19 protein-coding genes are annotated in these 25,868 nt (G+C 71.4%); 8 read left to right on the forward strand and 11 right to left on the reverse strand.

Annotated features, from left to right (window positions below; translation table 11 throughout):
* Positions 1-77: 77 nt before the first annotated feature.
* Positions 78-284, forward strand: coding sequence for a hypothetical protein (locus NQU55_RS08670; RefSeq protein WP_168091878.1), 207 nt, complete (start codon positions 78-80; stop codon positions 282-284).
* Between the two features lie 199 nt (positions 285-483).
* Positions 484-1,458 (forward strand): acyl-ACP desaturase, encoded by a 975-nt coding sequence (locus tag NQU55_RS08675; RefSeq protein WP_168091871.1) that lies wholly within the window; start codon positions 484-486, stop codon positions 1,456-1,458.
* 294 nt (positions 1,459-1,752) lie between these two features.
* Here the strand turns inward: NQU55_RS08675 and pepN (NQU55_RS08680) are convergent, their stop codons facing one another.
* The 5 genes from pepN (NQU55_RS08680) to NQU55_RS08700 form a co-directional block, all read right to left on the reverse strand.
* Positions 1,753-4,326, reverse strand: coding sequence for an aminopeptidase N (pepN, locus tag NQU55_RS08680; protein ID WP_168091870.1), 2,574 nt, complete (start codon positions 4,324-4,326; stop codon positions 1,753-1,755).
* Positions 4,327-4,469: 143 nt separating this feature from the next.
* On the reverse strand, positions 4,470-5,498 hold the full coding sequence (locus tag NQU55_RS08685) for an aspartate-semialdehyde dehydrogenase (RefSeq protein WP_168091869.1): 1,029 nt from the start codon (positions 5,496-5,498) through the stop codon (positions 4,470-4,472).
* 155 nt (positions 5,499-5,653) lie between these two features.
* Positions 5,654-5,941: a carboxypeptidase-like regulatory domain-containing protein gene (locus NQU55_RS08690; protein WP_168091868.1), complete on the reverse strand. Its 288-nt coding sequence runs from the start codon at positions 5,939-5,941 to the stop codon at positions 5,654-5,656.
* A 39-nt stretch (positions 5,942-5,980) separates the two neighbouring features.
* The gene (locus NQU55_RS08695; RefSeq protein ID WP_168091867.1) at positions 5,981-6,898 is read right to left on the reverse strand and encodes a trypsin-like serine peptidase; all 918 of its coding nucleotides are present in this window, start codon (positions 6,896-6,898) and stop codon (positions 5,981-5,983) included.
* 194 nt (positions 6,899-7,092) lie between these two features.
* Complete coding sequence (locus NQU55_RS08700) at positions 7,093-10,398, reverse strand: S8 family serine peptidase (protein ID WP_168091866.1); 3,306 nt, start codon at positions 10,396-10,398, stop codon at positions 7,093-7,095.
* Positions 10,399-10,892: 494 nt separating this feature from the next.
* Between NQU55_RS08700 and NQU55_RS08705 the strand changes: the two genes are divergently transcribed.
* Positions 10,893-12,641 (forward strand): TIGR03767 family metallophosphoesterase, encoded by a 1,749-nt coding sequence (locus tag NQU55_RS08705; protein WP_256790203.1) that lies wholly within the window; start codon positions 10,893-10,895, stop codon positions 12,639-12,641.
* 8 nt (positions 12,642-12,649) lie between these two features.
* Here NQU55_RS08705 and NQU55_RS08710 read toward each other — a convergent pair whose 3' ends face one another.
* Together NQU55_RS08710 and pepN (NQU55_RS08715) are read right to left on the reverse strand one after the other, a co-directional pair.
* Positions 12,650-13,705 carry a hypothetical protein gene (locus NQU55_RS08710; protein ID WP_168095487.1) on the reverse strand — a complete coding sequence of 352 codons (1,056 nt, stop codon included), beginning with the start codon at positions 13,703-13,705 and terminating at the stop codon, positions 12,650-12,652.
* Positions 13,706-13,901: 196 nt separating this feature from the next.
* Positions 13,902-16,493 (reverse strand): aminopeptidase N, encoded by a 2,592-nt coding sequence (gene pepN / locus NQU55_RS08715; RefSeq protein ID WP_168095486.1) that lies wholly within the window; start codon positions 16,491-16,493, stop codon positions 13,902-13,904.
* Between the two features lie 106 nt (positions 16,494-16,599).
* Between pepN (NQU55_RS08715) and NQU55_RS08720 the strand changes: the two genes are divergently transcribed.
* Together NQU55_RS08720 and NQU55_RS08725 are read left to right on the forward strand one after the other, a co-directional pair.
* On the forward strand, positions 16,600-17,238 hold the full coding sequence (locus NQU55_RS08720) for a DsbA family oxidoreductase (protein ID WP_168095485.1): 639 nt from the start codon (positions 16,600-16,602) through the stop codon (positions 17,236-17,238).
* Positions 17,239-17,348: 110 nt separating this feature from the next.
* A complete protein-coding gene (locus NQU55_RS08725) occupies positions 17,349-17,942 on the forward strand; it encodes a hypothetical protein (RefSeq protein WP_256790205.1) in 594 nt (197 codons plus the stop codon).
* Positions 17,943-18,066: 124 nt separating this feature from the next.
* Here the strand turns inward: NQU55_RS08725 and NQU55_RS08730 are convergent, their stop codons facing one another.
* From NQU55_RS08730 to NQU55_RS08740, 3 genes are all read right to left on the reverse strand, one after another.
* Positions 18,067-18,705: a superoxide dismutase gene (locus tag NQU55_RS08730; RefSeq protein ID WP_058044431.1), complete on the reverse strand. Its 639-nt coding sequence runs from the start codon at positions 18,703-18,705 to the stop codon at positions 18,067-18,069.
* A gap of 189 nt (positions 18,706-18,894) precedes the next feature.
* Positions 18,895-20,307, reverse strand: a complete 1,413-nt coding sequence (locus NQU55_RS08735) for an amino acid permease (RefSeq protein WP_168092530.1) — start codon at positions 20,305-20,307, stop codon at positions 18,895-18,897.
* A 182-nt stretch (positions 20,308-20,489) separates the two neighbouring features.
* Positions 20,490-21,884 carry an amino acid permease gene (locus NQU55_RS08740; RefSeq protein ID WP_168092531.1) on the reverse strand — a complete coding sequence of 465 codons (1,395 nt, stop codon included), beginning with the start codon at positions 21,882-21,884 and terminating at the stop codon, positions 20,490-20,492.
* 282 nt (positions 21,885-22,166) lie between these two features.
* Here NQU55_RS08740 and NQU55_RS08745 point away from each other — a divergent pair, with 282 nt between their 5' ends.
* The gene (locus tag NQU55_RS08745) at positions 22,167-22,769 is read left to right on the forward strand and encodes a biotin transporter BioY (protein WP_168092532.1); all 603 of its coding nucleotides are present in this window, start codon (positions 22,167-22,169) and stop codon (positions 22,767-22,769) included.
* A gap of 74 nt (positions 22,770-22,843) precedes the next feature.
* Here NQU55_RS08745 and NQU55_RS08750 read toward each other — a convergent pair whose 3' ends face one another.
* On the reverse strand, positions 22,844-24,286 hold the full coding sequence (locus tag NQU55_RS08750; protein ID WP_168092533.1) for an amino acid permease: 1,443 nt from the start codon (positions 24,284-24,286) through the stop codon (positions 22,844-22,846).
* Between the two features lie 167 nt (positions 24,287-24,453).
* Between NQU55_RS08750 and NQU55_RS08755 the strand changes: the two genes are divergently transcribed.
* The gene (locus NQU55_RS08755) at positions 24,454-24,942 is read left to right on the forward strand and encodes a ribose-5-phosphate isomerase (RefSeq protein WP_168092534.1); all 489 of its coding nucleotides are present in this window, start codon (positions 24,454-24,456) and stop codon (positions 24,940-24,942) included.
* A 93-nt stretch (positions 24,943-25,035) separates the two neighbouring features.
* Positions 25,036-25,845 carry an Fpg/Nei family DNA glycosylase gene (locus NQU55_RS08760; protein WP_168092535.1) on the forward strand — a complete coding sequence of 270 codons (810 nt, stop codon included), beginning with the start codon at positions 25,036-25,038 and terminating at the stop codon, positions 25,843-25,845.
* The last annotated feature ends 23 nt before the right edge of the window (positions 25,846-25,868 follow it).

A 25,868-nucleotide genomic window follows, 5' to 3' on the forward strand; every position in this document is an offset into this window, starting at 1 on the left:
CCCGATATCTTGAGGCCGTGAGCACTAAGAACAAGAACGCCGTGCGAGCCGGTGCCATCTCGGCCGGCACGCTGCTGATGCTGCTGATGTCGTCCCCCGCGTTCGCGCTCACCCGCGATGACGGTGACGACCCGGGTCCGGGCCTGAGCGTGGCCAGCACGCTGGGCCTCTACGTCGTCGCGCCGATCGTCCTCTTCCTGGTGATCGCCGGCCTCACGATGGTCGCCGCCAGGCACTCGGACAACCCGCACACCGTCGACACCCACCACCCGCGCACGCGCTAGCCTGCTCGATCTTCTTCAGCCCGGTGCCCCCGGTCCTTCTGGACCGGGGGCACCGGGCTTTTTGCGTATGTCCTGCCCGCGGGCATGCGTGTGTCCCCGGCCTCATTCCGGAGCGGCTGGTTTCGCTTTACGGGCCGTTTAACCTACGGTGTCGTAACCTACGGAACCGTAAGTGTGATCATCCCCCCTGGAGCTGTCCGTGACCATCGCCCCCCTCCGCCACCACGCCCGGGCCGTGTGGAGCGACAGCCGCCTGCTGTACGCCCTCGAAGAGGTCGTCGAGGCCGAGCTCAACCGGCACCTGAAGGTCGCCAAGGAGTGGATGCCGCACGAGTACGTGCCGTGGAGCGACGGGCGCAACTTCGACGGCATCATGGGCGGCGAGGCCTGGGCGCCCGAGCAGTCCAAGGTCACCGACATCGGGCGCACCGCCCTCGTGGTCAACCTCCTCACCGAGGACAACCTCCCCAGCTACCACCACGAGATCGCCCAGCTCTTCGGCCGCGACGGCGCCTGGGGCACGTGGGTGCACCGCTGGACGGCGGAGGAGGGCCGGCACGGCATCGTCATGCGGGACTACCTGCTGACCTCGCGGGCCGTCGACCCCGTCGCCCTGGAGCGGTTCCGGATGGCGCACATGAGCGAGGGCTTCGAGTCCGACAACCGGCACAGCATGCTGCACTCGGTGGCGTACGTGGCCTTCCAGGAGCTCGCCACCCGCATCTCCCACCGCAACACCGGCCACCACTCCGGCGACCCCGTCTGCGACCGGATGCTCGCCCGCATCGCCACGGACGAGAACCTCCACATGGTCTTCTACCGCAACCTGCTCGGGAAGGCGTTCGAGCTGGCGCCGGACCAGACGATGTCGGCGGTCCGCGACGTGGTCGTGAACTTCCGGATGCCCGGCCACGGCATTCCCGGCTTCGAGCGGGCGGCGGCGCAGATGGCGATCGGCGGGATCTACAACCTGCGCATCCACCACGACGACGTCCTCCAGCCGGTGCTGCGCTTCCTGAAGGTCCTGGAGATCACCGGCCTGGGCCCGGAGGGCCTCCGGGCCCAGGAGGAGCTGGGCCTGTTCATGGGCGGCCTCGACGACCAGGCCACGAAGTTCGACGAGCGCCGCGCCGCGCTGCTCGCGCGCCGCGCCGCCAGGGCGGAACAGGCCTGAGGCGAGGCCCCGCACCTCGGGCGCCCAGGGCCGCCGGCCCCGGCATCTCCTCCCGCCGCGGCGGCGGGAAACCCCCGTGGAGCGGTCCGGCGGTGCCGAGCCCGGCCGAGCCGGGTCCGGCACCGCCGGGCTGCGTCGTTGTGGCTGAGCGCCGCTGCGGCGGAAGTCTGTGAGGCGGGCGGCCTCACGACCGAGAGCGCGGCGAGCCCGGGGCCGTCCGCCCCGTGAACGCCCGAGGGCGCCCTTGGCTCAGCCGAGCCGAGGGCGCCCTCCATGCGCTTCGCGCAGTGAGCGCTAGCTCGCCGCGGCCGCGTCGGCCGCCTGGGCCTTGAGGGCGCGCTCGACGCCCGAGCGGGACTCCATGATCAGGCGCCGCAGCGCGGCGTTCGGCTCGGCCGAGGACAGCCACGCGTCCGTCGCGTCCAGGGTCTCCCGGGAGACCAGCAGCGCGGGGTACAGCCCGACCGCGATCTGCTGGGCGATCTCGTGGCTGCGGCTCTCCCACACGCCCTTGACCGCCGCGAAGAACTTCGCGCTGTAGGGCGCGAGCAGCTCGCGCTGGTCGGCCTGGACGAAGCCGCCGATGACGGCCTCCTGCACGGCGTTGGGCAGGGCCGCCGACTCGACGACCGACTTCCACGCCTCGTCCTTGGCCTCGGCCGTGGGCCGCGAGGCCCGCGCCGCCGCGGCGTACCGCTCGCCCGCGGACGTCCGGTCCCGCTCCAGCTCGGCCGCGATCGCGGCCTCGTCCGCGCGCCCGGTGGCCGCGAGGCGGCCGAGCAGGGCCCAGCGCAGCTCGGTGTCGACGGCGAGGCCGCCGATCTCCTCGGTGCCGTCGAGGAGCCCCTGCAGCAGGGCGAGCTGCTCGTCCGTACGGGCGGTGGCGGCGAAGGCCCGGGCCCAGGCGAGCTGGTGGTCGCTGCCCGGCTCGGCGGACTTCAGGTGGGCGAGGGCCGCCTCGGTCCACCGGGCGAGGCCCGTCGCACGCCACTCGGGGGCGGCGTAGAGGTCCAGGGCCAGCTTGACCTGCCGCTGCAGCGACTGCACGACGCCGATGTCCGACTCCTTGGCGATGCCGGAGAGGACGAGCGCGAGGTAGTCGCGGGCGGCCAGCTCGCCGTCGCGCGTCATGTCCCAGGCGGAGGCCCAGCACAGGGCGCGCGGCAGGGACTCGGTGAAGTCGCCGAGGTGGGCGGTGACGGTCGCGAGCGACTGCTCGTCGAGGCGGACCTTGGCGTAGGACAGGTCGTCGTCGTTGAGCAGCACGACGGCCGGCCGGGGCTTGCCGACGAGCGCGTCGACCGGCGTCAGCTCACCGTCGACGTCGAGCTCGATCCGCTCCTTGCGGACGAGCTTGCCGCCCTCCAGCTCGTACAGGCCGACGGCGATCCGGTGCGGCCGCAGCGTCGGCTCGCCCTTGGCGCCGGCGGGCAGGGCGGGCGCCTCCTGGCGGACGGCGAAGGAGGTGACGACGCCGGAGGCGTCGGTCTCGATCTCCGGGCGCAGGATGTTGATGCCGGCGGTCTCCAGCCACAGCTTCGACCAGGTGGTCAGGTCGCGGCCGGAGGTCTCCTCCAGCGCGCCGAGCAGGTCGGTGAGGCGGGTGTTGCCGAAGGCGTGCGCCTTGAAGTACGCCTGCACGCCGCGGAAGAACGCGTCCTCGCCCACGTAGGCGACGAGCTGCTTGAGGACGGAGGCGCCCTTGGCGTAGGTGATGCCGTCGAAGTTGACGAGCACGTCGTCCAGGTCGCGGATCTCGGCCATGATCGGGTGGGTGGACGGCAGCTGGTCCTGCCGGTACGCCCAGGTCTTCATGGAGTTCGCGAAGGTCGTCCACGCGTGGGGCCACCGCGAGCCCGGCGCGGAGGCCTGGCAGGCGATCGAGGTGAACGTGGCGAACGACTCGTTCAGCCACAGGTCGTTCCACCACTCCATGGTGACCAGGTCGCCGAACCACATGTGGGCCAGCTCGTGGAGGATGGTCTCGGCGCGCCCCTCGTACGCGGCGTCCGTCACCTTCGAGCGGAAGACGTACTGGTCGCGGATGGTGACCGCGCCCGCGTTCTCCATCGCGCCCGCGTTGAACTCCGGCACGAACAGCTGGTCGTACTTGGGGAAGGGGTAGGGGTAGGCGAACTTCTCCTCGAACCAGTCGAAGCCCTGGCGCGTCACCTCGAAGATGTGGTCCGCGTCCAGGAACTCGGCCAGCGAAGGGCGGCAGTAGATGGCCAGCGGAATGCTCCGGCCGTCCTTCTCGTACGCGCTGTGCACGCTGTGGTACGGGCCGGCGATCAGGGCCGTGATGTACGTGGAGATCCGCTGCGTCGGCTCGAAGCGCCAGACGTTGTCGGCGGGCCGCTCGGGGGTCGGCGAGTTGGAGATGACCGTCCAGCCCTCGGGGGCCTTCACGGTGAACGTGAAGACGGCCTTGAGGTCGGGCTGCTCGAAGGAGGCGAAGACGCGCCGCGCGTCGGGCACCTCGAACTGGGTGTACAGGTAGGCCTGGTCGTCGACCGGGTCGACGAAGCGGTGCAGGCCCTCGCCGGTGTTGGTGTACGCGCAGTCCGCGACGACCTTCAGCTCGTTGCGGCCGGCCACCAGGCCCGGCAGCGCGATCCGGCTGTCCGCGAACACCTCGGCCGCGTCCAGCGCGGTCCCGTTCAGCACGACCTCGTGCACCGTGGGCGCCACCAGGTCGATGAACGTCTCCGCGCCCGCCTCGGCCGCGTCGAACCGCACCACGGTCTCGGAGCGGTAGGTGCCCCCCTCCTGCGCGCCGGACAGGTCGAGCTCGATCTCGTACGTGTCGACGGTCAGCAGACGAGCCCTCCGCTGCGCCTCTTCGCGGGTCAGATTCGTTCCAGGCACCTGGGCATCTCCTTAACTTCGCGACTTTCCGGCCATCCTTCCACGCCGGGTGCCCCGGGCGGGCCGGTGTTTTTCCGGAAGCGAAACGTCCGCGCCACCCGGCCCGGAGCGGGCGGGGTGGCGCGGACGGACGGGAGAGGGGATCAGCCCTTGAGCTCGGCGGCGACCAGCTCGGCGATCTGCACGGCGTTGAGCGCCGCGCCCTTGCGGAGGTTGTCGTTCGAGAGGAAGAGCGCGAGGCCGTGCTCGACGGTCTCGTCCTCGCGGATGCGGCCCACGTAGGAGGCGTCCTTGCCGGCGGCCTGCAGCGGGGTGGGGATCTCCGAGAGCTCGACGCCCGGGGCGTCCTTGAGCAGCTCGTAGGCGCGCTCGACGCTGACCGGACGCTCGAAGCGGGCGTTGACCTGCAGCGAGTGGCCGGAGAAGACGGGGACGCGCACGCAGGTGCCGGAGACCTTGAGGCCGGGGATCTCCAGGATCTTCCGGGACTCGTTGCGCAGCTTCTGCTCCTCGTCCGTCTCGAAGCGGCCGTCGTCGACGATCGACCCGGCCAGCGGGAGCACGTTGAAGGCGATGGGGCGCTTGTAGACGCCGGGCTCGGGGAACGCGACGGCCTCGCCGTCGAAGGCGAGCTGGTCAGCGGCCTCGGCGAGCTGACAGACCTGCGTGTGCAGCTCCGCGACGCCGGCCACGCCCGAGCCGGAGACGGCCTGGTAGGTGGTGGCGACGAGGGCCGTCAGGCCGGCCTCCTCGTGCAGCGGGCGCAGCACCGGCATGGCGGCCATCGTGGTGCAGTTCGGGTTGGCGATGATGCCCTTGGGGCGGTCCTTGACCGCGTGCGGGTTGACCTCGGAGACGACGAGGGGAACCTCGGGGTCCATGCGCCAGGCCGAGGAGTTGTCGATCACGACGGCGCCCTGCCCGGCGACCTTCTCGGCCAGCGCCCGGGAGGTCGCGCCGCCGGCGGAGAAGAGCACGATGTCCAGGCCGGTGTAGTCGGCCGTGGCGGCGTCCTCGACCGTGATCTCCGTGCCCTGCCAGGGGAGGGTGGACCCGGCGGAGCGCGCCGAGGCGAACAGGCGCAGCTCGCTGACCGGGAACGCCCGGTCGGCGAGGATCTTGCGCATGACTCCGCCGACCTGCCCGGTGGCTCCGACGATTCCGATCCTCATGAGGGCTCCCTACTCATGTACATCACATGCAACATGCAACCTGCTGCCAGGGACGTCGCGCCTGGCACGCCGGTTCCATCATGTGGTCACACCCGCCCCAAAAGTCCAATCCTTTGACCGGTGTGCGAGACCGGGGCGGGTGGAGCGGGAAATCTTCAGCCCAGGCGCAGGTCGGCCCGGACATCCTCCGGGCGGGCGGCGGGGGCGGCGGTGACGTGCACCCGGGCGGTCGCGGTCCCGCCGTCCGCCCGGCACAGCAGGGTGTAGGCCCCCGCGGCGGGGGCGGTGAGCGCGAAGCGGCCTTCGCCGTCGGTGACGGCGGCGAGGCCGGGCAGCGGCACCGGCCCGTCGGCGAAGGCCACGCGGGCGCCGGCGACGGGCGCGCCCGCGGCGTCGCGGACCGTGCCGCGGATCACGCCGGCGGGCGCGGAGGGGGCGTTCATACGGATCGGGTGTTCCCTCGGGTGGTCATACGGATGGGGTCACGCCTTCCAGGCCACGAAGTTGTTGTAGACCGGCGTGGTGATCCGGGTCCCGGAGTTCACCCGGGCCCCGCCGTACGCGTGGACGGCGACCCCGTACCGGTCGTTGCCGATGATCCGGTAGACGGAGCTGCCGCTCTGCCCGCCGAAGGTGTCGATGTCGTAGTACACCTTGCGCGGGCCCACCGAGTCGATGCGGCGCGCGTCGTACCAGAGCGTGGCGTACGGCTTGTCGGCCGGATAGCCGGCGATATTGCCGGTGACCTGGAGCAGATCCGCGTCGGACCAGACCCCGAAGCCGAACCAGCCGGTCTGCGCGCCCAGGTCCGTCGGCAGGATGATCGCGCCGTAGTCGAAGTTCTCGTCGCCGCTGCCGGTCCAGCCGGTCACCGACCGGAAGCTCGTGCTGACGACCGGGCCGTAGCAGACCGTGCCGCCGTTGCGCCCGGGCCAGACCTTGATGCTGCGGACCCAGCCGTCCCGCCCGGGCACGCCGCTGTTCTTGATGAAGACGACGTGCCCGGCGGTGGCGATGGTGTGCGGGCCGATGAACCAGCCGGTGCCGAGCCAGCCGCTGCCGTCCGCGGCGGTGATCTCCAGGAAGCAGTGCACGCGCCACGGGTAGACGCAGGTGTTGGTGATCTGCACGCGGTCGTCCGGCCCGTGGACGGTCTCCGGGCCGGCCGGGGGCCCGAAGGAGGCCTCGCCGATGTCGGGGACGAGGCCGCCGAAGACGTCGTCGGCCTCGGACGGCTCCGGCAGCCGGTAGCCCTCGACGGGCTCGGTGCCGGTGGAGCTGCCCGGGGCGGGCTCGCCGCCCGCGCCCGTGCCGGGGAGCTCGAACACGGGCTGTCCGTCGGCGGGCAGCAGGTCCGCCGCGGGGTCGCTGGAGACGGGGGTGTGGGGGTCCTGGGGCATGGCAGAAACCGTCCCTTCGACGGCAAGGTCCGCAGACCGCATCGAATAGGGCGTAAGCGCACCCTGTGCTCGAATTTCCTCCGGGAATCCGGGCCACGGTAGGAGCGCGGAGGAGCGCACGAGTGGGCTCTCGAAGCGTGGAAGGGGCGGGCGCCCATACCGTGCGCCCGCCCCTCGTCGTTCCGTGCGTCCGGCTAGCCGACGACCTTCTCGATCTTCACGCTGCCGTTGCCCGCGACCGTCCCGGCCGCGTTGACCAGCTGCACGTCCCCGAAGAAGGAGCGCCCCTCCGGAGCCTCGCCCGCCACCACGACCTGGGCCTCGACCGGCGCGGACTGCCCGGCGCCGAGCTTGACGGCGGAGCCGTCGGCGACCTTGATCTCGCCCAGCGAGGGGGCGAAGTACACGTCGCGGTAGTCGTACGCGGTCGAGCCCGCGGGCACGGAGTAGCCGGTGACCTCGACGGTGTACTCGCCCGCCGCCGGCCTGGTCAGGCTCACGAGCTCGTCGGAGCCGCCGCTGGTGGAGGAGCCCACGGCCTTGCCGTCCTTGTAGACGGTCAGGTCCAGGTCGGCCTTGGCGTCGGCGGCGGCGCCGATCGCGGCGTCGAAGCGGGTGACGCCGGCACCGAGCGTGACCTTGGTGACCTGCTTCTCCCCCTCCTTGATCTCCGGCCGGGCGGTCTTCGAGGAGCCCAGCCGGCCGCCCTTGAGGCTGCCCTCCAGCGCCGCGAAGCCGTTGACGGCCTTCCAGGAGACGGCGGCCGGGGTGCCGATCCTCGCCTCGGGGACGGTCTGCGTCGCCGGGTCGAAGGTGACGCCGAGCGCGGTGGCCGTCAGCGTGTAGGGGTTCTCCAGCAGCGGGGAGGTGCGCCGCGACTCGACCTCGATCTCCCAGACGCCCGGCAGCGGGTTGGCATAGCTGCGCAGGTCCGGGCGGCAGGTGTTGGCCGGGTTCGGGTAGTTCGGGTAGCAGTTGACCGTGGAGGTGGGGTCGACCGGCACGCCGTAGGGGTTGATCGCGATGAACCGGGTCTGGCTGTCCTTGGCCAGGCCGCCGAGCGCGACCTCCAGCGTCTTGGCGCCCTTCGGGACGCTGACGAAGTACGAGGTGGCGGCGTTGCGCACGGCGGTGGCGGTCTTCTTGACCACGTAGGACGGCGCGGCGACCGGCTCGGCGGCGACGACGGTGGTGAGGACCTGCTTGTCGATGCCCTCGGTGCGGTCGTCGTCCACGGTGAGGATCGCGCTGTGCAGGCCGGCCGTCCTCGGCTTCGCCGTGACCTTGACGGTCACGGGCTTGTTCAGCGGCAGCTTGACCTCGTCGCTGCCGGCGAGCTTGAAGGTGCCGTCGTTGTTGCGCCACTTCAGCTCGTGCCAGACGGCCTTGTCGGGCCCGGAGGTGCGGGTGACCGTCACGTCGTAGCTGCGGCTCTCGCCGGCCTTGAGGCCGCCCTCGCGGTCGTAGAGGCCGGTGCCGAAGCCCGGGGTCTTGAGCGCGGGGGAGAGCGCGGTGGAGACCGGGGCCTTCACCGTGTAGTCGTGGGCAGTGGCGCGGTGGCGCAGCGCCTCCCAGGCGTCCTCGATGTTGATCAGGCCGGCGCCCTGCTCGTAGGCCTGCGCGCCCTTGATCTGCTTGGCGGTGCTGGTGAGCGCCGTGCGCAGGTCGGCCGGGGTGAGCTTGGTCTTCTTCTGCTTGGCGGCGGAGATCAGCAGCGCGGAGGCGCCGGCGGCCTGCGGGGAGGCCATCGAGGTGCCCTGCAGCATGCCGTAGCCGGGCGGGAGGTCGTAGCCGGCCTCCTTGACGGGGGCGCCGGGCTCCCAGGTGGGCGTGGTGTTGACCGAGGCGCCGGGGGCGGTGATGGTCGGGGTGAAGCCGCCGTCCTCGCGCGGGCCGCGGGAGGAGAAGGGCATCATCGCGTACTTGGTCTTCACCTCCGAGCCGTAGTTGGCCGCCCAGGTCTCCTTGGAGACCGACGCGCCGACGCTGATGACCTTGTCGGCCAGGCCGGGGTCGCCGATGGTGTTGGCGCCGGGGCCGCTGTTGCCCGCGGAGATCACCAGCTGCACGCCGTAGGTGTCGATGAGGCGCGTGTAGAGCTCGGAGCGGGCGTTGTTGCCGTCGTTGAGCGCGGGGAGGCCGCCGATCGACATGTTGACGATGTCGACGCCGCGGTTGACGACGAGGTCGATCATGCCCTCGGTCAGGGCGACGTTGGTGCAGCCGCCGCTCCAGGTGCAGGCGCGCGAGGAGACGAGCTTGGCCCCGGGGGCCGCGCCGTTCATCCTCCCGCCGAAGAGGCCGTTGGCCGCGGTGATGCCCGCGACGTGCGTGCCGTGCTCGGACTCGATGACGCCGATGCTGACGAAGTCGGCCTTCTTGCCGACCCAGTCGCCGCCCTTCGGGTCCATCGGCACGTCCTTGCGGATCTGCACGACGAACGGGATGCGCTCGGCGATCGCGGTATCGGGGTTGTCCTTGCCGAAGTACCCGACCTGGAAGCCGTCCTTGTACGGCTTGAGCTCCTCGTCGTTGCCGAAGTCGGCGTCGTCGCCGAGGTCGACGCGGACGGTGCCCCTGGCCTTGTCGTAGAGGACCGCCCAGGAGTCGGTGGTGTCGCCGTCCCGGTTGAGGTCGCCTTTCATGTCGCCGCCGGCGGTCGCGTTCTCCCGGAACAGGGCCACCTGGTAGGGGCCGTTGCCGGGCACCGTGTAGCTGCGGCCGTTGAAGGAGAAGGACGGGCCGGAGACGTCGGCCGTCATCGGCAGCCAGGTGCCGTCCTGGTCGGTGAGCGGGTCGGTCGCGGTGACCCAGTCGACGATCTTGCGCTCGCCGGTGGTGGTCTTCTGCAGCGCAGGGTGGCCCAGGTCGATGCCCGAGTCGAGGATGCCGATGGTCACGCCCCGGCCGTCGGCGCCGGGGTGGTCCTCGGTGAAGTCGACGGCACCGGTCTCGAAGGCGGGCTGGTAGGGGTTCTTGGCCGGGGTGTCCTTGCCCGGCGCGGGGTAGCTGCCGGCCTTGGCGCCGCGGGCGCCCTCGGCGGCGTCGGCGCGGGGCGTCGGGTCCGGGAGCTTGATCTCCTGCCGGAGGTCGATGCCGTGCACCGAGCCGAGCTTCTGCGCCTCGGCGATGGCGGCGTCGGCCTTGGGCGTGGGGACGGTGGCCCGGACGTAGCCGAGCTTGTCGTCCGTGCGGCCGACCGAGGCGCCCTTGATGGCACCGAGCTTGCCGGCGACCTGGCCGGTCTGCCCGGGCGCGGTGGCGATCATCATCGTGACCGTCCTGTCGCCGCCGGCCTTGGCCCCGGCGAGCAGGGCGGCGTCGTGCGAACCGAGCTTGTCCGCGGGCGATTTGACCGGGCCCGGAGCGGGCAGCGGATCGTCGGCGAAGGCGGGCGCGGCGCCCGCGGCCGTGAGGGCGGCCACGAGGGAGGCCGCGACGGCTATTCGGACCGGGCGTCTCGCGCCGCCGGGGCGCGTGTTACGGGATTCGGGGGTCATGTCCATCCCTGGTTTGACGTGAAGGTGCCGCTGAACAGCGGGCGTCCGGAAATCGGAGCCGGATGACCGATCACTTTTATGGAAGTGACGGGGGTTTGGGGAGAGTTGTCGGAGAGGGAACGTAAGGATGGCGTAAACCCGCCAGGCGCCAGTCGGGAGGAAGCGTGACGGAGGCCGTGAAGCGGTCAGCGGCGTTCCCGCAGCTCAGAGGCTGTAGGGCAAACGGACTACAGCTCCGGCCCCAGAACCTGCCCACGGTGCCACCCGAGAGTGAACGCTGAGTGAGCGTCAGTCCGCCAGGGGACGAGTGCTGTATGTCCGTTCGCATTCGCCAAGATCGATGTGCGGTGATCGGCGGCGGCCGTTGCGGCCGCGTTCACGCCCAGGTCACCCCCGCTGCCAACGATCCTCGGTAGGAAGGATCGCTGCCGGCCACGCTCCGCAGCCCGGAGCCCGCTCCAGCCCGCTTCGCGTTCGCACTCGGGGAGACCGCTATGCACCGCAGATCAGACAGATCCGCAGACGCCCGCCTCGACCGCCGTACGTTCCTGGCGGCGGCGGGAGCCGTGACCACCGCGACCGGCATCGGCCTGGCCCTGGGGGCGGACCCGGTGCCGGCCGTCGCCCAGCCGCCGGATCCGAGCGCGTCGGGCGCGGCGCAGGCCGCCTCGGCGAGCGCGGACGCCGCGGCCGTGGCCGGTCCGAACGGCGCCGGGACGACCCTCGTCTCGGTGGCCGCCCCGCGCGGCGCCTCCGGCTACCGCAAGCTCGGCGACGGCCCCGGCTGGCCCCGGCAGGTGCGCGGCGAGCTGGCCGAGGCGCAGCGCGGCCGCGAGGACCGGCGCACGACGCTGGCCTCTTTCGTGCAGTTCACCGACCTGCACCTGACGGACGTGCAGCACCCGCTGCGCTACGAGTTCTTCCGGGCCGGCGAGCCCGGCGCGTGGCGTCCGCACGAGGCGCTGACGCTGCCCGGCGTGGTGTCGCTGATCGAGCGCGTCAACAAGCTGCGGCACGGGCCCGCGACCGGTGCGCCGCTGTCCTTCGTCATCACCACCGGCGACAACGGCGACGAGAACGCGCGGATCGAGGTCGAGTGGTTCCTCACCGCCATGAGCGGCGGCCGCATGAACCCCAACACCGGTGACCCGCGCCACTACGAGGGCGTCCAGAACAGCGGGCTGAAGCTCTTCTGGCAGCCCGAGAGCGCCCTGCGCGACCAGGACAAGCAGGCCGGATTCCCCCGCATCCCCGGCTACCTCGGCGCCGCCACCCGCCAGGTCAACAGCCCCGGCCTGAACATCCCCTGGTACTCCACCTACGGCAACCACGACGGCCTCTCCGGCGGCTGCTACCCGGCCGCGGGCACCTTCATCGCCGAGGCCGCGACCGGCAACAAGAAGCTCCAGACCGTCTCCGCCGCCGAGGCCAAGTGGCTGATGGAGGGCGAGTCCAAGGGCGTCGACCCCAAGGGCAAGCGGATCGAGGCCCTGCTGAAGGCGCACCGCAAGGAGATGCGCACCGTCACCGCCGACCCCCGCCGCGTGCCGCTGACCTCCCGGCAGTACGTGGCCGCGCACCTCGACCCCCGCTACAAGGGCCGCGGCCCCGTCGGCCACGGCTACACCCGCGACAACCTCGACTCGGGCGACCTCTACTACTCCTTCAGGATCTCCGACAAGGTCATCGGCATCAGCCTCGACACCACCGACCCCGGAGGCCACTACCAGGGCTCGCTCGGCACCGGCCAACTGCGCTGGCTGGAGCGCACCTTGAAGCGCTACGCCGACAAGTACGCGCTCGTCTTCAGCCACCACCCCAGCTGGAGCATGGACAACCTCACCCCCGACCCCACCCACCCCGGCGAGGACCGCCACGACGGCAACGAGCTGATCGCCGTCCTGAAGGACCACAGCAACGTCCTCGCCTGGATCAACGGCCACAGCCACCGCAACCGGATCCGCCCCCGCGGCACCTTCTGGGAGATCGCCACCGCCTCGCACGTCGACTACCCGCAGCTCGCGCGCGTCATCGAGGTCGCGGACAACCACGACGGCACGGTCTCGCTGTTCACCACGCTCGTCGAATCCGCCGCCCCCTACCGCGCCGACCCCGGCGACCTCTCCCAGACCGGACTCGCCTCCCTCTACCGGGAACTGGCCTTCAACGCCCCCGGATCGGACACCTCCCTGGCCGGCGCGCCCGCCGACCGCAACACCGAGCTGCTGCTCTCCCGGCGCTGAACCGGGCGTCACCGGGGCAGCACCACCAGATACGCGGCGGGGTCGCGGTCGGCCGACGCCATCAGGGCGGTACGGACCACCGCGGCCTGCTGCTCGGGGGTCTCGCGCAGCTTCTTCGGCGTGATGTGCACGACCATGACCCCGAGCCGCTCCAGGTGCTCCCGCTTGCGGAACTGCGCCGACCACACCGCGTCGTCGTCCTGGCGCGGCGTCCGCGCGTCGATCTCCACGGCCACGCTGTGCTCGGGCCAGAACGCGTCCACCCGGCCCAGGCACGGGCCGCCCGGCAGCCGCAGGTCCACGTTCCACAGCGGGGCGGGCAGCCGGTGGTCGCGCACCAGGTCGTAGAGCCGGCCCTCGGTGACGGCCCGGCCCTCGGCCAGCAGCGTGTCCACCGCGTCCACCACGTGCGCCCGCGCCAGCAGCCGCGCCCGCGTCAACTCCTTGACGACGGCGGCCGCTTCGCAGTGCCCGCCGCGCACGGCCTCGGCCAGCAGCCGGCGCACCGTGGAGGCGTCGGTGAGCTGGGCGACGGTGTCCGCGACCGCCCGCGCGACCGGTGCCACGGGCACCCCCGTCAGCATCTGCGGGTGCGGCAGGGCGTGGGCCCGCACGATCCTCGCGAAGCCGGACGCCCGCAGCCGGCGGGTGCGCGGCACGAGCACGTCGATGTGGTCGAGGGCGAGCAGCGGCGGCACGGAGGTGAAGCGGTGCAGGGCCAGCGCCGCCGCCCCGGTGATCATCGCGGAGCCGTAGGGGCCGGCCGCGGCCTCCCGGGCCGCGGCGGTGGCGGTGGCGGGGCCCGGCTGGGTGGGCGGGCCCGGGGTGCGCGGGACGGTGTACAGCAGGGCGGCGTGCAGCCGCTCCTCGCTGGTGGCGGGCCCCGTGCGGAGCAGGAAGACCCCGGGCAGCAGCTGCTGCCAGGGGCCGCCGGGGCGGCAGCGCTCCCCGGCGGCGGGTCCGGACACACCGTGGTCGCGCAGCTGACGTGCTGTCATGACACGGTGACGGACGTCGGAGAGGTGGTGCAGGGGGCGCGGGGAGAGAGGAGTGTCGGAGTTCATGCCGGGCACGTTCCCGCGTCCGCGGCGCGCCCTAACCCGGTGTTACAGCCCCGTCGACATTTCCGGACAACGCTGCCCTAAAGTACGGGTGTTCGACGGTCGGCCCGCCTGTCGGCCCGGGGGTGACTGAGCGGACTCCGTACGGTCCGGCTGCGGGAGGACCCCCGCAGCCGGACCGTACCCCGTACCGGAAGCCTTAGTCCGAGGCGGCGTCCCGTTCCTGCGCCCGCAGCGCACGCGCAAGGTCGTCGCGAGCCTCCAGCACGAGCCGCCGCAGCGCCGCAGGCGCGTCCGCGTGCTCCGCGAGCCACGCGTCGGCCGCACCGAGGGTGCGGGAGTCGTCCTGAAGGCCCGGGAAGAGCCCCCGCACGACGGCCATGGCGTACTCGATGGACCGCTCGCGCCAGATGCCCTCGATCACCGCGAAGTAGCGCTCGGCGTACGGCGCGAGGAGCTCGCGCTGCCCGGACTGGTCGAAGCCCGCGATGGTGGCCTCGGCCAGGGCGTTGGAGAGCTTGTCGGAGGCGACGACCGTCTGCCACGCCTCCTCCTTGACCTCGGCGGAGGGCCGGGAGGCCAGGCAGCGGACGCGGTGCCGCTCGCCGGAGGCGGTGTTGTCGCGGGCGAGCTCCGCGCCGATCACCGCCTCGTCGGCCGCGCCCTGCGCCGCCAGCGCGGCCAGGAACGCCCAGCGCAGCTCCTGGTCCACCTCCAGCCCGTCGATCTTCGCGGTCCCTTCCAGCAGGCCGCGCAGCAGCTGCAGGTCGGAGGGGGAGGCGGCGAGCTGGGCGAAGAAGCGCGCCCACGCCAGCTGGTGGCCGCTGCCGGGCTCGGCGAGCCGCAGTTCGCGCAGCGCGCCCGAGGCGAGCACCCGGCCGCCCTCCTCGCGCCACGCGGGAGCCGCGTAGTGCACCAGGGCCGTGCGCGCCCACGCCTGCAGCATCTGCAGCACGCCGACCTCGCTCTCCGCGCCCGCGAACCGCTCCACGAGGGAGAGGAAGTCGCGGGCGGGCATCAGCCCGTCGCGGGTGAGGTTCCACAGCGCCGACCAGCACAGGGCGCGCGCGAGCGGGTCCGTGAGGTCGCCGAGGTGGGCGCGCAGCGTCGCCAGCGAGCCCTCGTCGAAGCGGACCTTGCAGTACGTCAGGTCCTCGTCGTTGACCAGGATCAGCTCCGGGCGCTCGGCCCCGGCCAGCTCGGCCACGACCGTGCGCGGGCCGGCGACGTCGGCCTCGGTGCGGGCGTAGCGCACCAGGGCGCCGCCGGCGTCGCGGCGGTAGAGGCCCACGGCCACGCGGTGCGGGCGCAGTTCGGGGTGCTCGGGCGAGGCCTCCTGCAGGATCGCGAGCTCGGTGATCCGGTCGGCGGCGTCGTACGTGGCGAGCGGCGTGAGGGAGTTGACGCCCGCGGTCTGCAGCCAGGAGCGCGCCCAGGCGCCCATGTCCCGGCCGGAGGTCTCCTCCAGCACCTCCAGCAGGTCGGTCAGGCGCGTGTTGCCGAAGGCGTGCCGCTTGAAGTAGCGCCGGGCGCCCTCCAGGAAGGCGTCACGGCCCGCGTAGGCGACGAGTTGCTTGAGGACGGAGGCGCCCTTGGCGTAGGTGATGCCGTCGAAGTTGAGCTTGGCCTCCTCCAGGTCGTGGATGTCGGCCGTGACCGGGTGCGTGGAGGGCAGCTGGTCGGCGCGGTACGCCCACGCCTTGCGCCGGTTGGCGAAGGTGATCCACCCGTTCTCGAAGCGGGTGGCCTCCACCATCGAGAAGGTCCCCATGAAGTCGGCGAAGGACTCCTTCAGCCACAGGTCGTCCCACCACTCCATGGTGACCAGGTCGCCGAACCACATGTGCGCCATCTCGTGCAGGATGACGTTGGCCCGGCCCTCGTAGGACGTCTGCGTCACCTTGCCGCGGAAGACGAACTCCTCGCGGAAGGTCACCAGGCCCGGGTTCTCCATCGCGCCGAGGTTGTACTCGGGCACGAACGCCTGGTCGTACTTCCCGAACGGGTACGGGTAGTCGAAGTTGTCGTGGAAGAAGTCCAGGCCCTGCTTGGTGACGGTGAAGACGTCGTCCGCGTCGAAGTGCCGGGCCAGGCCCTTGCGGCACAGCGCGCCCAGCGGGATCTCCAGGACGGTGCCGTCGGGCAGCGTGCGGCTGTAGTGGTCGCGGACCACGTGGTACGGGCCGGCGACGACCGCCGTGATGTACGTGGAGATCGGCAGCGTCTCGGCGAACCGCCAGGTGGCGGCGGACGGTGCGACGGGCTCGGGCTCGCCCGCCTGCGCGCCGTTGCCCAGCACCGTCCAGCCGGCCGGCGCCGTCACCGAGAGGGCGAAGGGCGCCTTGAGGTCGGGCTGCTCGAAGTTGGCGAAGACGCGGCGGGCGTCGGCGGGCTCGTACTGGGTGTAGAGGTAGACCTCGCCGTCCTCGGGGTCCTCGAAGCGGTGCAGGCCCTCGCCGGTCCGGCTGTACGCGCACTGCGCGTCCACGACCAGGACGTTCTCGGCCGCCAGGTCCGTGAGCGCGATCCGCGAGCCGTCGAAGACGGAGGCCGGGTCCAGGGTGCGGCCGTTCAGGGTCACGGCCGTCACGGCGGGCGCCAGCAGGTCCGCGAACGTCGCGGCCCCGGGCTCGGCGCAGCGGAAGCGCACCGTGGTGACCGACCGGAACGTCCGGTGCTCCTGTCCCGCCCCCACCGCGGACCGCAGGTCGAGGGCCACCTCGTAGGCGTCCACGGCCAGCAGCCGGGCCCGCTCACGGGCCTCCTCACGGGTCAGGTTCTCACCGGGCACGTCGGGACTCCTTCGGCTGGATGGTGTGTCTGTGGCAACAGCGGAATCATGGCACGGGGTGTTTTTGTTGAAACGGCGACCGAATGGCCCTTCTGAGGAGATCTACGTGACTGCCGTGGAGAAGACCCCCGCCGACTTCTGGTTCGACCCGCTGTGCCCCTGGGCCTGGATGACCTCGCGCTGGATGCTGGAGGTCGAGAAGGTCCGCCCGGTCGAGGTGCGCTGGCACGTCATGAGCCTGGCCGTCCTCAACGAGGACAAGCTCGACACGATGGACGAGCGCATGCGCACGATCATGCGGACCGAGGCGTGGGGCCCGGTGCGCGTGTGCATCGCGGCCGCGGCCAAGCACGGCGAGCAGGTCCTCGGCCCGCTCTACACGGCCCTCGGCACCCGCTTCCACAACCAGGGCCTGCCCCGGGACCACGAGACGATCGTCGCCGCCCTGGAAGAGGCCGGCCTGCCGGCCGAGCTCGCGGACGTCGCCCGCTCGGACGCCTTCGACGCCGAGCTGCGCGCCTCGCACGAGGAGGGCATCACCAAGGTCGGCCAGGACGTCGGCACGCCGATCATCGCGGTGCCGGGCGCGGACGGCGAGCAGATCGCCTTCTTCGGCCCCGTCGTCACGCCCGCCCCCAAGGGCGAGGCCGCGGCGCGGCTGTGGGACGGCACGCTGCTGGTCGCCTCGACGCCGGGCTTCTACGAGATCAAGCGCACGCGGACGCAGGGCCCGGTCTTCGACTGACGGCGGCTGCGCCCCGAAGGGGACGCGGGGAGCTGCGCGACAAGCCCCCGCCGGCCGCAGAGGCCGGACGCCGGCGCGCACACCCGCCCCGCCTCCCTTAATGTCCCGGTATGGGGCAGACCGAACTCACGTCGCCGATCGGCTGGGACGGCGGCCGCGCAGAAGCGGGAACGCCGGCCGCAGGCCACTTCGCCGAGCGGCCCGTACGCCCGTACGACCTGCTGCTGCGAGCGGGCTGCCGGGCCCTCGTCCTGTTGCGGTCCGCGCTGGGCCTGCGCCGGGCGGCCGGGGCCCTGCGGCATTACCTGCTCGGCACCGGCGCCCCGTACCGCGTGGACGCGGACGCCCTGCTCGCCCTTCCGGCCGTGCGCTCCGCGGCCGGGGCGCAGCTGGACCGCTGGTGCGCCGAGGCGCTGGAGCAGTGGCGCGACGGCCCCCGCACGGCCGCCGCGTACCCCGCGGACAGCGGCTGGCGCGAGGTGGCGCTGCCCCGGGCGTGGGGGAGCGTGGACTGGCGGCTGGCGCTGGGCGCCTTCGCGTACCGGCTGACGGGCACGGTACGGGTCGCCGCCGACGGGACGGCGTCGGCCGACTACCGCTTCGCGGTGTGCACGTGCTGGGACGCCGGCCGGTTCGCCCGGCTGCACGACGTGGGGCTCGCGAAGGGGTTCACGGTGACGGGCGAGGCGTTCGGCCACGTGTGAGTGAGCGTGCATGAGTGAGCGCGCATGAGTGAGAAGGCCCCCGCGATGCGGGGGCCTTCTCCGCCTGCCACGTGAAGGGTGAGAAGACGATCACGAGCAGGACGGCGGGGAATTCCTTACGGAATTACGGGACCAGCAGCAGGTTGCCGCGCTGCTTGGCGGCCTCGAAGCGCTTGGCGACGTCCTGCCAGTTGACGACGGCCCACATGGCGTCGATGAAGTCGACCTTCTGGTTCTTGTACTGCAGGTAGAAGGCGTGCTCCCAGGCGTCGAAGACCAGGATCGGGACCGAGCCCTGGCCGACGTTGCCCTGGTGGTCGTAGACCTGCTCGACGATCAGCTTGCCGCTGATCGGCTCGTAGGCGAGGACGCCCCAGCCGGAGCCCTGGGTGGTCGCGGAGGCCTTGGTCAGCTGGGCCTTGAACTTGGCGAAGGAGCCGAAGGACTCGGCGATCGCGTCGGCGAGCTCGCCCACGCCGTCCTTGTCCAGGGGCTCGCCGCCGCCGTCGCCGGACATGTTCTGCCAGTAGATGCTGTGCAGGATGTGACCGGAGAGGTGGAAGGCCAGGTTCTTCTCCAGGCCGTTGATGGCGCCCCACTGGTCCTTGTCGCGGGCCTCGGCGAGCTGCTCCAGGGTGTCGTTCGCGCCCTTGACGTACGCCGCGTGGTGCTTGTCGTGGTGCAGCTCGATGATCTTCGCGTCGATCGTCGGCTGCAGCGCAGCGTAATCGTAGGGAAGTTCAGGAAGTGTGTAGATGGCCATGCCGAGCCCTCCGACTGCTTATTGCAATTAACTTGCAGGTAGACGCTACCAGCAAGAACAACTGACGGGCCGTAAGGGTGGGCGATCTCCTACAAAAGACCGAGGCGGGCTAGGTCCTGAAGATCAGGACCCGGCCCGCCTCGTGGGGGGTGTGGGTGGTGGCCGAACGGCGCGGTCAGCGGACCGCGGTCACTGCTTCGCGGCCGTCACGCGCTGCCGGACGTAGCCGATGAGGCAGAGGGCGCCCGTCAGCCCGGCGGTGAAGTACAGCTGGATGCGGGTGTCCTCCTCGCGCAGCATCAGCGACAGGACCGCCACGATCCCGGCCAGGGCCACCCAGGTCAGACCGGGGAAGAGCCACATCTTCACCACGAGCTTCTCCGGCGCCGAACGCTCCAGCTGCCGGCGCATCCGCAGCTGGGTGACGGCGATGAAGCCCCACACCACGAGCACCGCGGCGCCCGTCATGTACAGCAGCCACTTGAAGACGGTGTCGGGCCACCAGTAGCTGAGCAGGACGGCGAAGAAGCCGAAGGCGGAGGAGGCGATCACGGTCAGCCGCGGCACGCCGCCGGTGACCTTGGCCAGGAACCGCGGGCCCTCGCCGCGCATGACGAGGGAGTGCGACATCCGGGAGGCGCCGTAGATGTTGGCGTTCATCGCGGAGAGCAGGGCGACCAGGACGATGACGTTCATGATCTGCCCGGCGGCCGGGATGTCGAGGTGCTTGAGCACCGCCACGTAGGGGCCGTCCGTCAGCAGCGCCTTGTCGTTCCAGGGCAGCACGGTGACGATGACCAGCATCGAGCCGACGTAGAAGAGGGCGATCCGCCACATCGCGGTGCGGACGGCCTGGGCGACGCCCTTGACCGGGTGCTCGGACTCGGCCGCCGCGATCGTCACCGTCTCCAGGCCGCCGTAGGCGAAGACGGAGGCGAGCAGGCCCACGACCAGGCCGTTGGCACCGTTGGGGACGAAGCCGCCGTGGCCGGTGAGGTTGTCGGAGCCCGGGGCCTCGGTGCCGGGCAGCGCGCCGAAGATGGCGAGGACGCCCAGGATGAGGAAGACGCCGATCGCCGCGACCTTGAGCGCCGCGAACCAGAACTCGAACTCGCCGAAGTTGCTGACCGCCGCGAGGTTCGTCCCGCAGAAGACGGCCATGAAGATCAGCACCCACATCCACGAGGCGGTGGAGGGGAACCACGACTGCATGATGTGGGCCGCACCGATCGCCTCCACGGCGATGCCCACACAGAGCTCGACCCAGAACATCCAGCCGGCGGCGAAGCCCGCCCAGGGGCCTATCGCCTTCTCGGCGTGCACGGAGAAGGTGCCCGAGGCCGGGTTGGCCGCGGCCATCTCGCCCAGCATCCGCATCACGAGCATCACGAGCAGTCCGGAGACCGCATAGGCGAGCACGATGGCCGGACCGGCCGCGGCGATGCCCGCGCCGGAGCCGACGAAGAGGCCGGCGCCGATGACGCCGCCGAGGGCGATCATCGACAGGTGGCGCTGCTTGAGGCCGTGCGACAGATCCGTGCCGCCCGGCGCCTGGTCGCTGACCGCGCGCTCGGGCGCGGAGGTCGCAGAAGTCCGAGTCATGGTCGTGTGTGTCCCGTGGGGTGAGAGCGGAAAAGTTGCCTCAGTGTGGGGGTCATGTTCGCCCAGGACAACACCTGTGACAGGGCTGTCCGATATTCAGACGGCGGTATGACTGTCCGTGCCTGACATCTCGCCAGAAGGTGAAGGAATCCGGCCGTCCGGAGCGCTCCGGGCGGCCGTGATCAGCCCGCCCGGCGCAGCCGGAGCTCGCGCACCCCGGCCACCAGGAGCACGGCGCCGGTCGCCGCGGCCGACCAGATCAGCTGCGGCCGGGCCCCGTCGTCGGTCAGCATCAGCACCAGCACGCCGGCCATCCCGGCCAGAGCGACCCAGGTCAGATAGGGGAAGCACCACATGCGCAGGGCGAGCTTCTCGGGCATCTCCCGCTCGATCCGGCGCCGCAGCCGCAGCTGCGAGACGGCGATCAGGCCCCAGACGAAGAGCAGGACCGCACCCACGGCATTCAGCAAGTACCGGAAGATGGAATCCGGCCACTGCAGGTTGAGTATCACCGAGGCGAAACCGAACGCGACCGAGGCCAGCACGGCCCGGCGCGGCACGCCGCTGCCGGACACCTTCAGCAGCGCCTTCGGCGCCTCGTCGCGCTCGGCGAGCGAGAAGACCATCCGCGACGAGCCGTAGAGGTTGGCGTTCAGCGCCGACAGCAGCGCCACGAAGACCACGATGTTCATGATCTGCCCGGCGGCCGGGATGCCGATGTGGTCGAGCACGGCCACGTACGGGCTCTTGCCCGGCTCCATGGACGACCACGGCAGCAGGGTGACGATGACGAGCATCGAGCCCACGTAGAAGAAGAGGATGCGCCACACGGCGCTGCGCACCGCACGGCCGACGGCGCGCGCCGGGTCGTCGGACTCGGCCGCGGCGATCGTGAGGACCTCCAGGCCGCCGAAGGCGAAGACGACCGCGAGGACGCCGGAGACGACGCCGCTCACGCCGTTGGGCAGGAAGCCGCCCTGGCCGGTGAGGTTGGTGAAGCCCACCGCCTCGGTGTCCGGCAGCACGCCGAAGACCGCCAGCAGGCTCAGCCCCAGGAAGAGGACGATCGCGCCGACCTTGAGCGCGGCGAACCAGAACTCGAACTCGCCGAAGTTCTTCACTGCGGTGAGGTTGGCGGCCGTGAAGACCACCATGAAGATCAGCACCCAGGCCCACTGCGGGACGCCCGGCACCCAGCCGTTGGCGATCTGGGCCGCGCCCGTGGCCTCCACGGCCAGCACGACCACCAGCAGGAACCAGTACAGCCAGCCGACGGTGAAGCCGGCCCAGCGGCCCAGCGCCCGCTCGGCGTGCACCGAGAAGGCGCCCGAGGCGGGCATGGCGGCGGACATCTCGCCGAGCATCCGCATCACCAGCATCGCGAGCACGCCCGCGATCAGGTAGGAGACGATGATGCCCGGCCCCGCCACGGCGATGCCGGCGCCGGAGCCGACGAAGAGGCCGGCGCCGATGACGCCGCCCAGCCCGAGCATCGTCAGGTGCCGCTGCTTGAGCCCGGCCGACAGGGGTTCTTTCTCGCCCGCGAGGGAATCCGCGGTGGGGGGTGCGTCGTGCATGAGGTTCGTACTCTCGGATCCGCGCGAAGGGCGCTGGCGATCTTCACGCGGAGCGCAAAGGGGTATAGGTGACTCCACATTCTCCCGGTAATGCAGTCCGAGCCAAGCCTTACCGAGCTCCAGTGACAAGCATCACGCGATAATCCGCCCGTTCCGGGAACCACCCGGGGAAGTCTCCAAGCCGGACGGCCTGCCTTTGTCATTGCCGCGCGATGTCCCTTCGAGTGCCCTCGGCTAACGTCACAAAGTCACTTGTCCCCACCACTTATCTGCGGAGTGAAGATGGCCACCGCCGCTGCCTCTGTTCCCCGGACCGGTACGGTCCTCGCCGATCTGCTCCCCGCCTCCACCGCCGGGCGCGCCCGGGTGCGCGACGCGGCCCTGATCCTGGGCGGAGCCGCCCTCACCGGCCTCGCGGCGCAGATCGCCGTCCCCGTCCCCGGCTCCCCGGTCCCCGTCAGCGGCCAGACCTTCGCGGTCCTGCTGGTCGGCACCGCCCTCGGCGCCCGCCGCGGCTTCCTCTCCCTCGCCCTGTACGCCGTCGCGGGCGTCGCGGGCATGCCGTGGTTCGCCGAGGCCAAGTCCGGCGCCGCCTTCCCGTCCTTCGGCTACGTCCTCGGCATGCTGCTCGCCGCGACCGTCGTCGGCGCCCTGGCCCGCCGCGGCGCCGACCGCTCGGCCCTGCGCACCGCCGGCACGATGGCGCTCGGCTCCGCGATCGTCTACGCGGTCGGCGTGCCGTACCTGGCCCTGGCCGCGAACATGTCCCTCGCCGCCGCCGTCGCGGCGGGTCTGACGCCGTTCCTCATCGGTGACGCGCTGAAGGCCGCGCTGGCCATGGGAGCGCTGCCCACTGCGTGGAAGCTCCTGGGCCGCCGGGGCTGATCCCCCTCCGCCTGCGCAGAAGCCCGCGCCCCCCTCCGGGGACGCGGGCTTCTGCGTAGGTGTGCGCGGTGCGGCTAGCGCCCGGCGTTCGCGCGGTGGCGGCGGTCCAGGATGAGGCCCAGCGCCACGACGATCACGCCCACCAGCACCGAGGCGAGCACCGTCTGGCGGTTGTCACCACCGGTGTAGAGCATGTAGCCCAGCACGAAGGTGATCATGCCGATGGTGGCCCACGTCAGGTACGGGAAGAACCACATCTTCACCGTGAGCTTCTCCGGCATCTCGCGCAGGATGATGCCGCGCATCTTCAGCTGGGTGAAGCAGATCACCAGCCAGACGAAGAGGGCGACGGCGCCGGAGGCGTTCAGCAGGAACTTGAAGACGGTGTCCGGCCAGACGTAGTTGAAGATCACCGACACGAAGCCGAAGACGACCGAGGCGAGGATGGCGACCTGCGGCACGCCCCGCTTGTTGACCGTGGCGAAGGACTTCGGCGCGTCGCCGCGCTGGCCGAGGGAGAAGGCCATGCGGGAGGCGGTGTAGAGGCCGGAGTTCAGGCAGGACAGGACGGCCGTCAGCACGATGACGTTCATGATCTGGCCGGCGTGCGGGATGCCGATCGAGTCGAGCGCCGCGACGTAGCTGCCCTTGTCCGCGATCTCCTTGCTGTCCCAGGGGAGCAGGCTGACCACGACGAAGATCGAGCCGAGGTAGAAGACGGCGATGCGCCAGATGACGCTGTTGGTGGCCTGGCGGACCGCGCGCTGCGGGTCCTCGGACTCACCGGCGGCGAGCGTGACGATCTCGCTGCCCATGAAGGAGAAGACGACCATCAGCACACCGGTGAGGATGGCGCCCGCTCCGTTGGGCAGGAACCCGCCGTGCGCGGTGAGGTTGTCCAGGCCCGCGCCCGGGTTGTCCGAGCCCGGCAGCACGCCGAAGACGGCCAGCAGGCCGATGGCCACGAACGCGGCGATCGCGACGACCTTGATGCCGGCGAACCAGAACTCGAACTCGCCGTACGAGCTGACCGAGGCGAGGTTGGTCGCCGTCAGCACGATCATCACGATCAGTGCCCAGGCCCACTGCGGGACGGACGGTATCCAGCCGTTGAGGATGGCGGCGCCCGCGGTCGCCTCGACCGCCAGCACGACGACCCAGAAGAACCAGTACAGCCAGCCGATGGAGAAACCGGCCCAGCGGCCGAGCGCCCGGTCCGCGTAGGCGGAGAACGAGCCGGAGGTGGGGTTGGCCGCGGCCATCTCGCCGAGCATGCGCATCACGAAGACGACGAGCGTGCCGACGAGGGCGTAGGAGATGAGAATGCCGGGGCCGGCGGCGGCGATGCCGGAGGCGGAACCCACGAAGAGGCCCGCACCGATCACACCGCCAATGGCGATCATGGACAGGTGGCGGTTCTTGAGTCCGGCCTTGAGGCCTTCCCCGCCCGCCGCCGGGGCGTTGCCGGGATCGCCGGTCGTCGACCCCTTCGTCATGGTCGGCGGTGTCGCGCTCATATGCACGTTCCTTCGGGTTGTTCCTTTGGTTCTCGGGTTACGAGCCACCGCATTAGAACTTTTCGAAGGTGTCTTTAGGAAGACCCGAATCCATTTCGTTGTGTTCACTCAGAGTTACCACGACCTGCTGGCCGATCACGGTCCCCGTTCGTGCCACACTCGGACGCATGCGCGTGTACCTCGGCTCCGACCATGCCGGCTACGAACTCAAGAACCACCTCGTCGAGTGGCTCAAGGCCCACGGCCACGAGCCCGTCGACTGCGGTCCCCACATCTACGACGCCCAGGACGACTACCCGCCGTTCTGCCTCCGCGCCGCGGAGCGGACCGCCGCCGACGCCGACAGCCTCGGCATCGTGATCGGCGGCTCGGGCAACGGCGAGCAGATCGCCGCCAACAAGGTCAAGGGCGTCCGGGCCGCCCTGGCCTGGAGCGAGCAGACGGCCGCCCTCGGCCGCGAGCACAACAACGCCAACGTGATCAGCATCGGCGGCCGGATGCACACCCAGGAAGAGGCGACGAAGTTCGTCGAGATCTTCCTGGCCACGCCGTACTCCGGTGAGGAGCGCCACACCCGCCGCATCGAGATGCTGGCCCGCTACGAGGAGACGGGCGAGCTCCCGGAGATTCCGGCGCACCACCCCCAGCAGGGCTGATTTCCTTCCGGAGCGGTGGACGGGCCGCCTGCGCGGCCCGTCCACCGCTCCGCGATTTCGCGACCGTAGCCGAACCCCGTCCGGAGGACCCCCGTGCCTGAAGGGCATACGATCCACCGCCTCGCGGCCGATCATCGTGACCTCTTCGCGGAGCGCCCCGTCCGGGCCACCAGCCCCCAGGGCAAGTTCTCCGACGCCGCCGCCCTCGTGGACGGCCGCCCCCTGGAGACCGCCGAGGCCCACGGCAAGCACCTCTTCCTCGGCTTCGGCGGCGGCGACTGGATCCACATCCACCTCGGCCTCTTCGGCAAGTACGCCTTCGGGACGGGACACGCCCCGCCCCCCACCGACACGGTGCGCCTGCGCCTGGCGAACCCCGAGGGCTACGCCGACCTCCGCGGCCCCACCACCTGCGCCCTGATCACCGACGCCGAGAAGCAGGCGATACACGACCGCCTCGGCCCGGACCCGCTGCGCCCCGAGGACGACGGCGAGGCGGCCTGGCACCGCATCGCGCGCAGCCGCACGAGCGTCGCCGCCCTGCTCATGGACCAGAAGGTCATCGCGGGCGTCGGCAACGTCTACCGGGCAGAGGTCCTCTTCCGGCACGGGATCGACCCGTACCGCCTCGGCCGTGATCTGACCCGTTCCGAATGGGAAGGGATCTGGTCGGACCTGGTCGAGCTGATGCGCGAGGGTGTGCGCAACAACAGAATCGACACCGTACGGCCCGAGCACACCCCGGAGGCCATGGGCCGCCCGCCGCGCGTCGACGACCACGGCGGCGAGGTCTACGTCTACCGCCGCGCCCGGATGGCCTGCCACATCTGTGGCGGCGAGATCCGCACCGCCGGTCTCGCCGCCCGCAATCTCTTCTGGTGCCCGGGCTGCCAGCAGCACTGACAGCCCGTCAGGAAGCCTTCCGG

Origin of the sequence: Streptomyces telluris, assembly GCF_024519335.1 — a bacterium.
GTDB lineage: Bacteria > Actinomycetota > Actinomycetes > Streptomycetales > Streptomycetaceae > Streptomyces > Streptomyces telluris.

What these genes read in the sequence shown, in the direction of transcription:
- NQU55_RS08670 (WP_168091878.1), top strand. Translation starts at nt 78, where the DNA reads ATGCTGCTGATGTCGTCCCCCGCGTTCGCGCTCACCCGCGATGACGGT.
- NQU55_RS08685 (WP_168091869.1), bottom strand. Translation starts at nt 5,498, where the DNA reads ATGAGGATCGGAATCGTCGGAGCCACCGGGCAGGTCGGCGGAGTCATG.
- NQU55_RS08690 (WP_168091868.1), bottom strand. Translation starts at nt 5,941, where the DNA reads ATGAACGCCCCCTCCGCGCCCGCCGGCGTGATCCGCGGCACGGTCCGC.
- NQU55_RS08695 (WP_168091867.1), bottom strand. Translation starts at nt 6,898, where the DNA reads ATGCCCCAGGACCCCCACACCCCCGTCTCCAGCGACCCCGCGGCGGAC.
- NQU55_RS08700 (WP_168091866.1), bottom strand. Translation starts at nt 10,398, where the DNA reads ATGACCCCCGAATCCCGTAACACGCGCCCCGGCGGCGCGAGACGCCCG.
- NQU55_RS08705 (WP_256790203.1), top strand. Translation starts at nt 10,893, where the DNA reads ATGCACCGCAGATCAGACAGATCCGCAGACGCCCGCCTCGACCGCCGT.
- NQU55_RS08710 (WP_168095487.1), bottom strand. Translation starts at nt 13,705, where the DNA reads ATGAACTCCGACACTCCTCTCTCCCCGCGCCCCCTGCACCACCTCTCC.
- NQU55_RS08725 (WP_256790205.1), top strand. Translation starts at nt 17,349, where the DNA reads ATGGGGCAGACCGAACTCACGTCGCCGATCGGCTGGGACGGCGGCCGC.
- NQU55_RS08730 (WP_058044431.1), bottom strand. Translation starts at nt 18,705, where the DNA reads ATGGCCATCTACACACTTCCTGAACTTCCCTACGATTACGCTGCGCTG.
- NQU55_RS08735 (WP_168092530.1), bottom strand. Translation starts at nt 20,307, where the DNA reads ATGACTCGGACTTCTGCGACCTCCGCGCCCGAGCGCGCGGTCAGCGAC.
- NQU55_RS08740 (WP_168092531.1), bottom strand. Translation starts at nt 21,884, where the DNA reads ATGCACGACGCACCCCCCACCGCGGATTCCCTCGCGGGCGAGAAAGAA.
- NQU55_RS08745 (WP_168092532.1), top strand. Translation starts at nt 22,167, where the DNA reads ATGGCCACCGCCGCTGCCTCTGTTCCCCGGACCGGTACGGTCCTCGCC.
- NQU55_RS08750 (WP_168092533.1), bottom strand. Translation starts at nt 24,286, where the DNA reads ATGAGCGCGACACCGCCGACCATGACGAAGGGGTCGACGACCGGCGAT.
- NQU55_RS08755 (WP_168092534.1), top strand. Translation starts at nt 24,454, where the DNA reads ATGCGCGTGTACCTCGGCTCCGACCATGCCGGCTACGAACTCAAGAAC.